This is a genomic window from Actinoplanes sp. NBRC 103695, from assembly GCF_030269485.1.
Taxonomy (GTDB): domain Bacteria; phylum Actinomycetota; class Actinomycetes; order Mycobacteriales; family Micromonosporaceae; genus Actinoplanes.
In genome coordinates this window covers 116,565-130,063 of the sequence record NZ_BSTL01000028.1, presented here as the reverse complement: position 1 = coordinate 130,063, position 13,499 = coordinate 116,565, and the positions used below count along the sequence as shown (strand labels likewise).

Sequence of the window (13,499 nt, the reverse complement as noted above, 5' to 3'; positions counted from 1 at the left end):
CAAGGTCTGGGTTGATGGCGGATATCAGGCCACGGTCTGGCGGCGCGGGGCCCAGCACGGCATCGACGTCGAGACGATTACCCGGCGCCCTGCGGAGAAGGGCTTCCGTCCTTTGCCGCGCCGGTGGGTGGTCGAGCGGACCTTCGGCTGGCTGATGCAACACCGCCGCCTGGCCCGGGACTACGAGGCCCTCCCGCAACGATCACGTGCCATGGTCTTGTGGGCCATGGCTAACACAATGTCCCGCAGACTGGCCGGAGAATCCACCCAAACCTGGCGCGACTAAACAGGTACATCGCAGACGATATCCGGCACTCACGGATCAGATGCACTCTTACTGGAAGTTTTATAAGCACTGGTGGTGTATAAGGCATTTGGAAACAGATAACGGCGGCGCTGCTTGGCCGATCTACCCGAATCACGCACTATTAGCTGCTTCACCTCTGAGCCGTTCGGCCGCTTTTCGCCCCTCGATCGTGTTTCATCGACTTTCACCACGGAATCGACGGACACGGCGTCCTCGCAGCAGGCCACCAACACCGTAATCCACCACTATGACTGAACGTCGCGCATACCCGTCCGACCCCCGCTGGGCCTTGATCGCGCCCCGGCTGACCGCGTGGCGTCAGGCCCGCACCGACGCCCGCACCGCGCTCGGCATCAAAGGCCGCACCCCTACCTATGACCTACGGGAGATATTCAACGCCATCCTCTACGTCAACCGCACCGGCATCGCCTGGCGCTACCTCCCGCACGACTTCCCTCCACACCCGACGGTCTACGGCTACTTCTCCCTATGGACCAAGGAAGGGATCTTCACCGAACTCAACTACAACCTCACCGGACTCGTCCGTGACCACCACGGACGAGCGGCCGAACCAACAGCGTCCATCATGGACACCCAAAGCGTGAAGACCTCCACCAACGTACCCCTCGACACCCAGGGCATCGACGCCGGCAAGAAAATCGTCGGCCGTAAACGCGGCATCATCACCGACACCCTCGGCCTGCTGCTCGCCGTGATCGTCACCGCCGCCAGCGTCAGCGACAACACCATCGGCAACGACCTACTCGACCAGGCAACCACCGCCCACCCCACCATCACCAAGACATGGGTCGATGCCGGATTCAAGGTCAAAACCGTCGAACACGGCGCCGAACTCGGCATCGACGTCGAGATCGTCACCAAAGACCCGCAGCTCAAAGGATTCAGCGTGGTCAAACGACGCTGGGTCGTCGAGCGAACGATCGGCTGGCTCATGCAGCACCGCCGCCTCGTGCGCGACTACGAAACCCGGCCCGACAACTCCGCAAGCATGATCACCATCGCCATGATCGATAACCTCGCCCGCCGCCTCACCGACGAAACCACCCCAACCTGGCGAGACCCCCAAACTACATAACACCACAAAATACGTTAATCAGACGTCCTCTCAGGTCGACTCTCGGACGGCCAATCCTCTGCATCCACCAACACAACCCTTATCCAACCAATTTTCCGACGCAGGATACTAGTCCCGCACGGTCGAATTCGGGCGAAGGAGAAGTAGATGGATCACAGCACCGCCTCTGATTCCTTTGATGGGGCACATACCGTTCTTCGGCGGGCAGCGGAATTGGCGATGGAGTACCTGCGGGATCTGCCGGACCGACATGTGGACGCGATCACCGGCTACGACGAGGTCCTGGACCTTCTCAGCGGCCCGGTCCCGGAGCACGCCACGGATGCAGTGGCAGTGGTCCAACGGCTGGCCGCGATCCTCGGCCCGGCCACCATCGCCAGCGCCGGTCCCCGCTACTTCGGGCTTGTCGTCGGCGGGTCCCTTCCCGCCGCGCTGGCTGCCGACTGGTTGGTGTCCACCTGGGACCAGACCGCCTACAGCCGGATGTCCTCGCCGGCAGGTGCCGCAGTCGATGCCGTCACCGAAAGGTGGATCCTGCAGGTGCTAGGTCTGCCGACTGAAGCGACGGTCGGGTTCGTCACCGGCGCCACGGCCGGCAACACCGTCGGTCTGCTCGCCGCACGCCACGTCCTACTGCAACGGCAGGGCTGGGACGTTGAGGCCGATGGGCTCACTCAGGCCCCCCGCGTCCGCGTGATCGCCGGCGACGAGGTCCACCCGTCGGTGCTGCAGGCAATACAGATGATCGGCCTGGGAGCGCGCCTCGTCGAACGCGTCGCCGTCGATGACCAAGGAGCGATGCGCGCCGACTTGCTCGCCGACACCCTCGCCGCCGACCCAACTCCCGCCATCGTGTGCGCACAAGTCGGCAACGTGAACTCCGGCGCCTGCGACCCCATGGCACAGATCGTCGCCCTGACCCGCGAACATGGCGGATGGGTCCACGTCGACGGCGCATTCGGACTGTGGGCACAGGCATCACCACGACTGTCGGAACTCGTCGCCGGGGTCGAGCGAGCCGATTCCTGGTCGACCGACGCCCACAAATGGCTCAACGTCCCATACGACTGCGGCCTGTCCATCGTCAATCACCCCGACGCCGCTCGTGCCACGCTCGGCGCCACCGAGAGCTACCTGCCCACCAGCACCGCCCGTGAACCCGGCGTCCTCGTCCCCGAGATGTCCCGCCGATCTCGCGCCGTGCCCGTGTACGCGGCACTGGCATCGTTGGGCCGCCCCGGCGTCCAGGCCCTGATCGAACGCTGCTGTGATCACGCCCGCCGCCTGGCTGACGCCGTCCGCGATGACGCCGGCTTCATCGTCTGCAACGACGTCGTGCTCAACCAGGTCCTCGTCCGGGTCGACGATGACGAGACCACCTGGCAGGTGTGCGAGCACGTCCGCCACAGCGGCGAGGCCTGGGTCGCCGGAACCGTATGGCACGGTCGAGCAGCGGTGCGGGTGTCCTTCTCGAACTGGGCCACCACAGACGATGACGTCGATCGACTCGCCACCGCACTGCGAGACGCCGCAACGGCGCTGCGCACCGGCCGATGACACGACGCCCCGAGCGTCATCTCCCAGCGCTGATCATCTCCAGCGCGCCGGGCGGCGTGGCGAGCGAGAGGACCTGGCTCAGCGACAACAGTCGCCACGCCGTGGGGTCCGAGGCGACCGCCCCGAACAGGCCGGCCTCGTTACGCAGCACCGCCAGATCGGCGATGGCCTCACCACCGTCGGCGGGCATCACCGCCACATCGACCGCGATCCGGCCCGGATCGTGGCCGCGCCGCCGCTGCCGCAAGCCGGCCAAAGCCTGACTGAAACCGCTGGTCAACCCAGTCGTGTCGGCCCGGTCAGCGAGCAGCCGGGCACCAGCGTGACCGACCACGCCCCGACCGTCCCCGGTCACCGTGATCTTCGGACGTGTTGCGGTAACCTTCACCTTGCAAGTGCCTTCCATGGCGGGACAACAGGACTCTCGACAAGCCCTATTCTCTCTGATCGGAAGGCACTTTTCTGTTTCAGACCAGCCCCTTGGACAACCCTTAACGAAGGGCCCAGGCTAGTCCAGAGCTGTCCGTGCGTTCGAACAACTTGATCGCCATCCATCCCCTCCGACACCGTCTGGTTGGCATCGCTGAAATGCCAATATCAACACCGGAAACATCCGCCGCCGATCGGCGGTCGGCGCATCACGGTCGCCACACCCGCCAAGCAGCCACCAGAACCATCCTGAACAGGCAGCTCTCATCTAGGTAGAGTGCCGCCGGACGTCGCCCACGCTAAAGTTCCGGCACGGCGCTGAATCGATCTTGATCGCGCCATGAGGTGAGGATCAGACTCGTTCGCCGGGCGTGACAACATGGACGGCTATTCGCTCAAGACACTGTAGACTGTCGATGGATGCCTGCGCCAAGTCCGGCCTCGATCAATATCGATGCGCTCGATCAATATCGATGCGTCCGAGACCTCCGAATTGATCGCCTGCGGCGCGGGCACGGCACCGATCCATACGTGTAGAAGACCAAGTGCGACGTGTTGATGCAAGCAAGTCACGGATCTCTCACGGGCAGACGGGAGAATCTCATGTTCGAACCTCCGCACGGCCAGTTTCCCGATGCCGCCGCGCTACTCACCCCCCGCAGCCGCGCCGAAAGAAAGATAGCCGCGATGTACGCCAGGCTGAACGGTGCGCCCGGCGCCAAAGTGGGCGAACTGGAACCCGCCCAGGGCACGGAGGGTTTCGTTCAGCGATATGAGAGCAGCGCCATATATTGCCGCGACGGACTGCCGGCATGCTGGGTCCTCGGCGCGATATTCGGTCGGTACGTCGAACTGGGCGCGGAGCAAAGTTATCTCGGCTTCCCGGCCACCGACGAGTTGGACTGGACCGATCCCGACACACAACAGACCGGACGTATCAGCCACTTCGAGCGAGGTGCGATCGCCTGGACCGCGGACGACGGTGAGGTGGTGGAGTTTCCTGCGCGGCGGGTCTTCAACTCGGGCCACATCGGTGTGTCGTCGGTCGGCGGATGGGCGGAGCTGACGCTGACCAGCGCCGGTACCTTTCATTTCCGGGGACACTTGCACAACAGTGGCGTGGTTGGCCTGTTCTGCACCGTGGGCGCGGCGATCAGAATCCCCGACACGGACCGGGCGATCGGCGCGAAGTACGAGGCCAACGTGGGTGGAACCACATCGATCTTCGACTCCCGCGATGAGGACTGGAACGAGAGCGGGTTCAACGCCGAGATCCGGGCCAACTGGGGTGCGCTGTCGGGTGCCGGCTCCTTCAGCACCACAGTCGATGCCACCCTCGGCGGCTGGGAGGTGGTAACCCTGATCCTGCTTCCCATTCTCGGGGCCGTCTCGTTGATCTCGCTACTATCCGGGTCGTCTGCGCCGGAGACGCATTGCGAGGTAACGGCCGGCTCGCACGTCTTGAAGGACGGAAACAACAACACCATCATCGAACCTAACGGAGTGCGCTGTCGCCCCAGATAGCGGTCGGAATGAACGAAGGCGATGTCTAATATACGAACCGCAGACTGAACGGAGCATTCACCCAGCCCGGGCATCGCTGAGCATGCTCGAGCGACTCTGATCGGGCGCCTTGGAATCAGCTGCCCTTCACGGCCGGATGGTCGCCAGGACGATCGGCTCGTGGTAGTCGGCGCTGTAGATGTCGGGGAGGGGGACGGCCAGGCAGATGACGAACGGGTCCTCGCCGAACTCGCGGTCCAGGCGGCGCCAATGGCGGACCAGGTACTCGGTGGCTATCCACGTGCTGTCGCTGCGGGCGCCCGCGCAGTAGAAGACCGTGCGGTGGTGCTCCGGCAGGATGACCTTCTCGATGATGGCCACGCCCTGCTGGGAGCGGATGCGCTGGATGTCGCCGCCGCTGCGGCGGACGATCACCTCGCGGTTGTCGGACGGGCTCACCTGGGCGCCGTCGGGGGACTCGTAGACCAGGGCGGCCCGGGGCAGGCCCTGTTCGAGGTGGCGGCCGCGGACCGAGTTGCGGCCGGAGCCGCCGATCACGATCAGGGTGCCGGTCACGTCCAGGTCGCCGCCGGTCGGTGGGCTCACCTCCAGGACGCACTCGGTGCGGGAGCGCAGCCACAGCGCGTCGACCAGGCCGCGGACCGCGTCCGGCAGGCGCAGCGGCGCGGCGGCCAGAAGGGCGTTGATGCGCTGGCCGGCCAGGGACTCGTGCAGGGAGATCGTGTAGCCGACCGGCCGCCTGCTCTCGGCGGCCTTCCACAGGTTGGAGAGGACCACGACCACCCGGCCGGTGGACGAGGTGCCGAAGAACCTGTTGAAACGGGCCTGGCTGAACCTGCTCACCAGCCAGAAGGTGGCGCCCAGCAGAAGCCAGAAGGCGGCGTTCGCGACGACGTTGCTGACGACGTCCAGCAGGAAGGTCATCCAAGCTCGCCGGTCAGCCGGGTGATCTCGTCGACCAGGGTGCTGTCGGCCGCCAGGTCGGGCGCCAGCAGGGCGAGCACGTCGCGCGGGTCGGCAGCCCTTTCCGCGTACGGCGGAGCGCCCTCGTCCTTGACCGGTGCGCCGGAGCCTCGGAGGTGGCAGATCCAGGCGGCCAGCGCGCGGGCGGAACCCGTGGCGGGGCGGCCGGCGGCACGCTCGCCGCGCAGCACGGGCAGGACGCGGATCGGGATCTTCTGTGAACCGTCGGCGGCGATCTGGGCCAGGGTGTGGCGGATGCGCGGGTTGGCGAAGCGCTCCAGCAGCGCCGACCGGTAGTCGGCCAGTTCGCCCGGGGGCAGGGGAACGTGCCGGACCGCCTCGTCCCACCACTGACCGAGCCAGGCACGGCAGGTCGGATCGCCCACGGCGTCGGCGATGGTCTCCAGGCCGCGGGCACTTCCGGCGTATGCCAGGAGCGAGTGACCGCCGTTCAGCAGCAGCAGCTTGCGCAACTCGTGCGGCATCACGTCGGCGACGAACCGGGCGCCGCCGGCCTCCCACCCGGGACGGCCCCGCGGGAACTCGCCCTCCAGCACCCACTCGGTGAACGGCTCGGTGACCACCGGCACCTCGTCGGCGTGCCCGGCCGACCCGACGACGTCGACGTCGGACGGGGTGGTGCGGGGCGTGATCCGGTCGACCATGGTCGTCACGAAGGAGACGTTGTCACGGATCCAGGGCAGCAGCGCGGGCTCGGCGGCCGTGGCGAAGTCCAGCGTGACCCGGGCCGTGGCGGCCCCGTTGCCGGGGAGGTTGTCGCAGCAGACCACCGCGATCGGGCCGCCGTACGCCAGCCGGCGCGCGTTCAGGCCGGCCGCCAAGCGGCCGGGGACCGTGGTCATCGGGCCGCCGGACCGGAACGCCGCCAGGTCGGCACGGACCTCCGGGTCACGGTCGTCCAGGCCGCCGCCCCGGCCGCGGCGGTAGGCGGCCTCGGTGACGGTCAGCGTCACCACGGACAGCTGGCGCCGGGTCAGGACGGCCCGCCAGCTCGCGGTGTCGTCACCGGGATACGCCTCGGCGACCGAGCCGATCACCTCGAGGTCGTCGCGTTCCGGCCCCCGTACGATCAAGGTGTAGAGCCCGTCCTGCGCGGACAGCGCGGTCGCCAACGGCCTGGACCGGCCGGTGAAGGCCGCGATCCCCCAGCGGTCCGCGTCCGGCGCGGCAGCCGTGTACCAGGCCTGGTGGGCGCGGAAGAAATTACCGAGTCCGAGGTGGGCGATGCGGACCGGCGGCCGGGTGGCGCGGGCGAGGCGTTCGGCGGGCATGATCCCCATCCTGCCGGAAATCGACGGCGGTCAGGGGTTGGCGCGGCGACCGTTCGCGATCCGGCCGACGATCGGGGCGGCGAACCACAGCAGCGAAGTCCACGGGGTGAACCAGACCAGAGTGGCGGTGGCCAGCCAGTAGAGCGCCACGATCCAGGATGCGCGGGTGACGCGGTGGAAGTCGGCGCGGTCGACGTGCGGCAGCAGCAGATGGTCGCGTTCCGCCTGGGTCTGGGCGCCGGAGCGGCAGATCAGCAGGGCGGCGACGCTGAGCGCGTAGAGGCCGGCGGCGGCGGGATTGCCGGTGTGGTGGCCGAAAACCGTCGTGGGGTAGGGCAGGAAGCCGATGAACAGCAGCAGCGGGAAATGCCAGCCGACCAGCCGGTACGACAGCCGGCCGATCCGGTCGAACAGGGTGTGGTGGCCGCGCCACGTGATCCACAGCACCCAGAACGCGAGCAGGTAGGCGAGGAACGAGTTCTGCTGGCCGGCGAGAAAGTGCAGCAGGTTGCCGGCCGCCTCCGCCTTCGAGACGCCGTCGCCGACGGAGAACTCCGGCTCGCCCTCCGGTTTCGGGATGTCGATGACGAGCAGGGTCATCGCGATGGCGAACACCGCGTCGGTGAAGAAACCCACCCGCTCCGGCGTCAACCCGGCGGGCGGGCGGTCGCCGGGCTCACCGGCCCCGGGCTCGCCGGCTCTGGGCTGGCCGGCCTCGATGTCGCTGGTCACGCCGGGAGTATGCCTGATCGGCCGGTCGTTGCGGGCGGGGCTTGCGGCGGCAACCGGGGGAGTCCCGCCCGCAACCTCGCGCCGGGCGGGGGCGCTGAGGGAAAGGCCTGTGGACAGTCTGCTCCGCCTCTGTTTCGAACGCGATAACGTGCGCCCATGATGTTCTCGATCGTGGCGCGGCCGGCCCGCGGCGCCGCCACGTGACCCGGGTCGCGATGTGGTCCGGGCCGCGTAACGTGTCCACGGCCCTGATGCGCAGCTTCGGCGCGCGGCCGGACACCCTGGTCGTGGACGAGCCGCTCTACGCCCACTATCTGGCCGCGACCGGCCTGGACCACCCTGGTCGCGACGAGGTGATGGCCGGCCAGCCCACCGCGTGGCAGGACGTGGCGGCCGCCCTGACCGGCCCGCTGCCCGGCGGGGTGAGCGTGTACTACCAGAAACACATGACGCACCACCTGCTGCCCGGGATCGGCCGCGACTGGATCGGCACCCTGTCCAACGCCTACCTGATCCGGGATCCCGAGCACGTCGTCGCCTCGTACGCCAAGGTTCGCGGCACCCCCGACCTGGCCGATCTGGGCTACGCGCAGCAGGCGGAGATCTACCGGGCGTACGGCGGGCCGGTGGTCGACGCCGCCGACCTGCTCCGCGACCCGGCCGGGGTGCTCAGCCGGCTGTGCGCGGCGCTCGGCATCGGCTGGGACCCCGCGATGCTGGCCTGGCCGCCCGGGCGCCGCGACACCGACGGGGTGTGGGCGCCCCACTGGTACGCGTCCGTCGAGGCGTCGACCGGCTTCGCGCCGTACGATCCGCGCCCCGCGGACGTGCCCGCCCGCCTGCGGGACCTGGTCGACGAGGCGCGGCCCTACTACGAGGAGATGGCCGCGCGGCGTCTCTAGATCACCGGCCGCGTGGCGCCTTCAGATCACCTGCACGCCGGTCGCCGCCGCATGGTCGCGGTAGATCTCGGCGACCCTGGTGGTGAGCGGACCGACCTTGCCCGCGCCGATCGTGCGCCCGTCGATCTCGGTGACCGCGGCGATCTCGCCCATCGTGCCGGTGCAGAAGACCTCGTCGGCCGTGTACATCTCGACCAGCGACACGTCCCGCACCACGGCCGGGATCTCATGCCGCGCCGCCAGATCCAGCACCGTCTGCCGGGTGATGCCCTCCGGGCAGGCGATGGCGTACGGGGTGAGCAGCGTCCCGCCGGCCACGGCGAACAGGTGCGTCGCGTTGGTCTCCGCCACGAACCCCCGCCCGTCCAGCATGAGCGCGTCGTCCGCCCCGGCCACGTTCGCCTCGATCTTGGCGAGGATCGAGTTGATCAGGTTGTTGTGGTGGATCTTCGGGTCGAGGACGTCCGGTCCCGGGCGCCGCACGCTCGCCGTGACGAGGCGCAGGCCGGTCGTGTCGTACACCGGCGCCTTGTGCTCGGCCAGCACGATCAGCGTGGAGCCGGCCCGGTTGAGCCGCGGATCCATGCCGCTGGTCACCTTGACGCCCCGGGTCAGCGTGAGCCGGATGTGCACGCCGTCGGTCATGTCGTTGGCCCGCAGCGTCTCGGCGACGGCCGCCACGACGGTCGTGTCGGCCGGGATGTCGGCGAACCCGAGGGCCGTCGCCGACCGGCGCAGCCGCGCCAGGTGCTCGTAGAGCCCGTAGATCCTGCCGCGGTAGAGCCGGAGCCCCTCCCACACGCCGTCGCCGCCCTGCACCACCGAGTCGAACGGCGAGATGCCCGGCTCGTCCCGGTGCCGCAACACGCCGTTGACCCAGTACCTGATGTCGGCGTTCCGCGCGTCGTACTCCTGAAGCATGATCCCGATTCTGTCAGCTCCTGCCCGGCGAGGCGCCGGCCTGGGGTGCGGCCTGCGGGGCGCCGCCCTGATGGGTCGGCCGGGCTGGGTGGGCGCCGGGCTGGGTGAGCGCCGGGCTGGGTGGGCGCCGGGCTGGGTGAGCGCCGGGCTGGGTGAGCGCCGGGCTGGGTGAGCGCGGGGCTGGTGGGTGCTGGGCCGTTGGGTGCCGGCCCGGTCGGGCGCTCCGGGCCGGTGGGTCGAGCCGCTCAGCAGGGCGGAGCGTGTCGGAAGTTGCGCAGGATGAAGTTGGCGGGGCCGACCTGGAAGTAGCCCGCACCTTCGCGGATCGGGTGACCGGTGAAGAGCTCGACGCGCGCGCCCACGTGGACGACGTACGCCGGCTCGCCCGCGGCGTTGTGGATCAGATGACCGCGGCGGCCGTAGACGGACTCCAGCGCGGACCGGCACGGCCGCGCCGAGCAGGGCGAGCGTGAGGGCGCCGGTGAGGCGAGACGACGGAACACGAGGACTTCCTGGTAGTCGGGCACTTACCTGGGTTGGTCCCGGCCTCGCGGTAGTTGGTTCGGCGACTTGCGTGCCAACGCATACTGAGCGTGGAGGTGGCATCACGCTATGTATGAATCGGATGTCGAGAACCTCGCCCAAACCGCGGCCCACGGGGATCTTGCGGCACTCAACGTGCTCCTGGTGACCGTGCGCCCCGAGGTGCTGAGGTTGTGCAGCCGCCTGCTGGCCAACCGGGAGGACGCCGAAGAGGCGTGTCAGGACACCCTGCTCGCGGTGTCCCGTGGCATCGACCGCTTCGAGGGGCGCTCCGCCTTCCGGACGTGGCTGCACCGCCTCGCCACCAACCGCGCCCGCTCGACGTACCGGCGTGCCCGGTCAGCTCCGGCCGAAGACCGCACGCCGGAGCTGACCGACCTGCCCGACCCGCGCCGCACCAGCGTGGTCGCCTCCACCCGCCTGGACCTGCTCAACGCGCTGGCCCGCCTGCGGCCCGAGCTCGCCGAGGCGGTCGCCCTGCGCGACGTGCTCGGCCTCGGATACCACGAGATCGCGGAACTCCAGCGGATCCCGGACGGCACCGTCAAGTCCCGCATTCACGAGGCCCGGCGCCAGCTGCGCGGGCTGCTCACTCCACAGGTTTCTCCGGCCCCGGGGGCGTCGCCGGCTCGTTCGGCTTCTCCGGCGCCCACTGGGCCAGAAGGTCGGCGTTCTCCGCGGCGGCGCGACGACGCCGGATGACGGTCAGGGTGATGAGTGCGACCAGGACGGCGCCCGCCGCGCCCGACGCCACCCACGGCCACACGGCCGGTGTGTGTCCTGTGCGGACGACCAGCTCGCCCTGGCCCGGCACCGACGTGACGTCCTGGAGGGTGAGGATGAGATCGTCCGTGCCGAGCACGTCGTTGCCGGAGCGGAAGTCCTCCAGGCCCGTGTAGGTGCCGCCGCTCGTGTCGATCAGCTGCGCCTCCCCGTCGGGCCGCCGGGCGATGAAGACGGTGAGCAACTCGAGTGACCCGTCCGCGTGCTTGACCAGAATGGACCGTGCGTGCGGCCGGTCGGCGTTCCCGCTGAACTCCCGGGCCGCCTCGGTCGCCTCGCGGGACAGCCGGCACGGGTTCGCCAGTCGCCCGCCGTCCGGGGAACGGTCGTCGCACTCGTAGGCCCCGAACAGCGCCGCCGCCAGCTGGTCAGGCGTGTAGTGGGCGGCGAAGTTCGCCATCCGGTCGGCGCCGGACCCGGACCCGCTCGGCCCGAACCGGTCGTTCTTGACCGGTGCCGAGGCACCCGCATACTCCCGCAGCAGCTGACCCGGAGTGGCCGACGGCTCGGCCCTCGCGCACCCCGCCGCCAGCAACACCGCGACCATCACCAAGACTCGTCCCCGCATGCCCGCAACCTAGGCGCGCCCGGTACGCGCCGAATACACCAGCCAGTCGACCAGCGGCGCGGCGCCGTCCTCCGCCGCCAGACGTTCGCCGACGGCACGGGCGTTACGCCGGAAGCGTGGGTCGGTGACGGCGGCCCGGATCGCCGTGGCCAACGTGGTCGCGGTCAGGCGGCGGTGAGGGACCGGATCGGGGCCGGCCCCCAGCGCCTTGACCCGCCGCGCCCAGAACGGCTGGTCGGTGTAGCGCGGAACGGCCACCGTCGGGACGCCCGCGCGCAGACCGGCGGCCGTCGTGCCCGCACCGCAGTGGTGGACCACGGCCGCCATCCGCGGGAACAGCCACTCGTGCGGGACGTCGCCGATCTCGTCCTGAAGAAGCACACGCACGCCGGCGTCCCTGGCGGCCTCGGCCATCATCGCGCCGTCGGCGCCGCCGTTGCTGCCGAAACCGAGGTAGACCGGTGGCGGGCCGGCGTCCAGGAAGTCCAGGAGTGCGGGCGGCGGTTGCCAGCCCTCCGGGACGGCCGGCCACCAGTAGCCGACGATGCTCAGCTCCGGCGGCCAGTCGCGCGGACGCGGCACGACCGCCGGGCTGAAGCCGTGGAAGACGCGCGGACGCCTGGTCCGGACGCGCACCCTCAGCTCGCGGCGGATGCGGGCGCGGGCGCGGTCGTAAGGCGCCGGCGCGGCCCGCAGAGCCAGGCCGGCGAGGGACGGCACCCGCAGCTCGCGGCCGCGATGGGCGGCACGCGGGGCGGGGCGGACGGCTTCGACACCATCGTCGGCCGTGTCATGACGGCGCTGCTCGATCCGGCGGAGTGATGGCGAGCGCCTAGGCTCGCGGCCGTCGGGGCGCCCGCACGATCCGGTGCGCGGCGATCAAATCAGCTAGGTGACAGAAGAGCGGCGGGCCGGCGCGTCCCGGTCGATGCGGAGTTCCCGTTCCAGTTCGCCGATCATGCTGCGCAGGTCGTCCAGCCGCTGGCTGATCATGATGCGGTCGATGTCGTCGGGCATGCCGTCGCCGTCCTCGTCGGTGGCCAGGTGCTCGGTCATCTCCAGACGGCGGGCCTCCTCCATCGAGTTGACGATGACCGCGATCAGGATGTTGAGCAGCAGGTTGACCGTGATCAGCACGTAGCTGACGTAGTACACGAGCGTCCACGGCGACAGGGCGAGGCCCTGCGTGATCAGATCCGGCAACGTCTCCAGGGACAGCAGCACGAAGAGCGTCAGCACGGCGCGTCCGATCGTGCCGTACTGCTCGGGGTAGGTCTCGCCGAAGATCAGCCAGCCGGCCATGCCGTACACGTAGAACGTGACCAGGGCCAGCGCCAGGAAGCCACCGACCCCGGGCAGGCTGCGCAGCAGCGCGTTCACGATCGTCCGCAGGCCGGGTGAGAAACGGACGAGCCGAACCACCCGTGCGATCCGGATGACGCGCAGCGCCGCCGAGTCGCCGTGCAGACCCGGGATGAACACGGCGGCGATCACCACGAAATCGAAGACGTTCCAGCCGTGCTTGAAGAAGTCCTGCGGCCGGCGCCCGTGCGCGAGGATCCGGATGGCGATCTCGGTCACGAAGACGGCCCGGAAGAACCACTCCAGCCAGTGCAGTGACGGCACGGACGCGGCCAGGTGCGGGTAGGTCTCGATACAGAGCAGGGCCGCGTTGGCGCCGATCGTGACGACGATGGTCACCTCGAAGGCGCGCGATTCCGCGATCCGGGAGCAGCGACGGGCCAGGAGCATGCGGACCACCCTACGGATCTCGCGCTCCCGGCCGGGTCCCTGCGAGACGGTGGGAGGCATGCGCGTGGAGAAGACCGGGACCAGTTGCTCCGCCCGGCGGGCCGCACCCTCACCGTCCTCCCGGGCGAGC

General features: G+C 69.3%; 15 protein-coding genes and 1 pseudogene. 7 read left to right on the top strand and 9 right to left on the bottom strand.

From position 1 onward, the window contains the following. From QSK31_RS38165 to QSK31_RS38155, 3 genes are all read left to right on the top strand, one after another. On the top strand, positions 1 to 286 hold a 286-nt coding region (locus QSK31_RS38165), incomplete at its 5' end, for a transposase (RefSeq protein WP_285689587.1). Between the two features lie 268 nt (positions 287 to 554). Beyond that, positions 555 to 1,403 (top strand): IS5 family transposase, encoded by an 849-nt coding sequence (locus QSK31_RS38160; protein WP_285689586.1) that lies wholly within the window; start codon positions 555 to 557, stop codon positions 1,401 to 1,403. Between the two features lie 147 nt (positions 1,404 to 1,550). After that, on the top strand, positions 1,551 to 2,960 hold the full coding sequence (locus QSK31_RS38155) for a pyridoxal phosphate-dependent decarboxylase family protein (protein WP_285689585.1): 1,410 nt from the start codon (positions 1,551 to 1,553) through the stop codon (positions 2,958 to 2,960). 58 nt (positions 2,961 to 3,018) lie between these two features. Here QSK31_RS38155 and QSK31_RS38150 read toward each other — a convergent pair. Beyond that, a pseudogene (locus QSK31_RS38150) lies at positions 3,019 to 3,366 on the bottom strand (transposase); the annotation flags it as partial. Positions 3,367 to 3,992: 626 nt separating this feature from the next. On the opposite strand from QSK31_RS38150, the gene QSK31_RS38145 reads away from it, so the two are divergent. Continuing rightward, positions 3,993 to 4,913: an LGFP repeat-containing protein gene (locus tag QSK31_RS38145; RefSeq protein WP_285689584.1), complete on the top strand. Its 921-nt coding sequence runs from the start codon at positions 3,993 to 3,995 to the stop codon at positions 4,911 to 4,913. Positions 4,914 to 5,039: 126 nt separating this feature from the next. Here QSK31_RS38145 and QSK31_RS38140 read toward each other — a convergent pair whose 3' ends face one another. The 3 genes from QSK31_RS38140 to QSK31_RS38130 are packed head-to-tail and all read right to left on the bottom strand — an operon-like array spanning position 5,040 to position 7,900. Further along, complete coding sequence (locus QSK31_RS38140) at positions 5,040 to 5,837, bottom strand: hypothetical protein (protein ID WP_285689583.1); 798 nt, start codon at positions 5,835 to 5,837, stop codon at positions 5,040 to 5,042. Next, positions 5,834 to 7,168, bottom strand: coding sequence for a mannitol dehydrogenase family protein (locus QSK31_RS38135; protein WP_285689582.1), 1,335 nt, complete (start codon positions 7,166 to 7,168; stop codon positions 5,834 to 5,836). Before QSK31_RS38135 ends, QSK31_RS38140 begins: the two co-directional genes overlap by 4 nt. Before the next feature lie 30 nt (positions 7,169 to 7,198). Beyond that, complete coding sequence (locus QSK31_RS38130; protein ID WP_285689581.1) at positions 7,199 to 7,900, bottom strand: TMEM175 family protein; 702 nt, start codon at positions 7,898 to 7,900, stop codon at positions 7,199 to 7,201. 200 nt (positions 7,901 to 8,100) lie between these two features. Between QSK31_RS38130 and QSK31_RS38125 the strand changes: the two genes are divergently transcribed. After that, positions 8,101 to 8,802, top strand: a complete 702-nt coding sequence (locus tag QSK31_RS38125; RefSeq protein ID WP_285689580.1) for a sulfotransferase-like domain-containing protein — start codon at positions 8,101 to 8,103, stop codon at positions 8,800 to 8,802. Positions 8,803 to 8,823: 21 nt separating this feature from the next. Here QSK31_RS38125 and QSK31_RS38120 read toward each other — a convergent pair whose 3' ends face one another. Then, positions 8,824 to 9,723, bottom strand: a complete 900-nt coding sequence (locus QSK31_RS38120; RefSeq protein WP_285689579.1) for an aminotransferase class IV — start codon at positions 9,721 to 9,723, stop codon at positions 8,824 to 8,826. 245 nt (positions 9,724 to 9,968) lie between these two features. Beyond that, positions 9,969 to 10,226 (bottom strand): hypothetical protein, encoded by a 258-nt coding sequence (locus QSK31_RS38115; RefSeq protein ID WP_285689578.1) that lies wholly within the window; start codon positions 10,224 to 10,226, stop codon positions 9,969 to 9,971. Between the two features lie 109 nt (positions 10,227 to 10,335). Between QSK31_RS38115 and QSK31_RS38110 the strand changes: the two genes are divergently transcribed. Next, positions 10,336 to 10,968: an RNA polymerase sigma factor gene (locus QSK31_RS38110; protein WP_285689577.1), complete on the top strand. Its 633-nt coding sequence runs from the start codon at positions 10,336 to 10,338 to the stop codon at positions 10,966 to 10,968. Here the strand turns inward: QSK31_RS38110 and QSK31_RS38105 are convergent. Both QSK31_RS38105 and QSK31_RS38100 read right to left on the bottom strand, forming a co-directional pair. Continuing rightward, positions 10,856 to 11,617, bottom strand: a complete 762-nt coding sequence (locus QSK31_RS38105; protein WP_285689576.1) for a hypothetical protein — start codon at positions 11,615 to 11,617, stop codon at positions 10,856 to 10,858. The two genes, QSK31_RS38110 and QSK31_RS38105, sit on opposite strands and share 113 nt — an antisense overlap. Positions 11,618 to 11,626: 9 nt before the next feature. Next, complete coding sequence (locus tag QSK31_RS38100) at positions 11,627 to 12,199, bottom strand: glycosyltransferase (protein WP_285689575.1); 573 nt, start codon at positions 12,197 to 12,199, stop codon at positions 11,627 to 11,629. A gap of 18 nt (positions 12,200 to 12,217) precedes the next feature. Here QSK31_RS38100 and QSK31_RS38095 point away from each other — a divergent pair, with 18 nt between their 5' ends. Next, entirely contained in the window at positions 12,218 to 12,439 is a 222-nt protein-coding gene (locus QSK31_RS38095) for a hypothetical protein (protein ID WP_285689574.1), read from the top strand. 66 nt (positions 12,440 to 12,505) lie between these two features. Here QSK31_RS38095 and QSK31_RS38090 read toward each other — a convergent pair whose 3' ends face one another. Then, positions 12,506 to 13,369: an ion transporter gene (locus QSK31_RS38090; protein ID WP_285689573.1), complete on the bottom strand. Its 864-nt coding sequence runs from the start codon at positions 13,367 to 13,369 to the stop codon at positions 12,506 to 12,508. Positions 13,370 to 13,499: the final 130 nt, after the last annotated feature.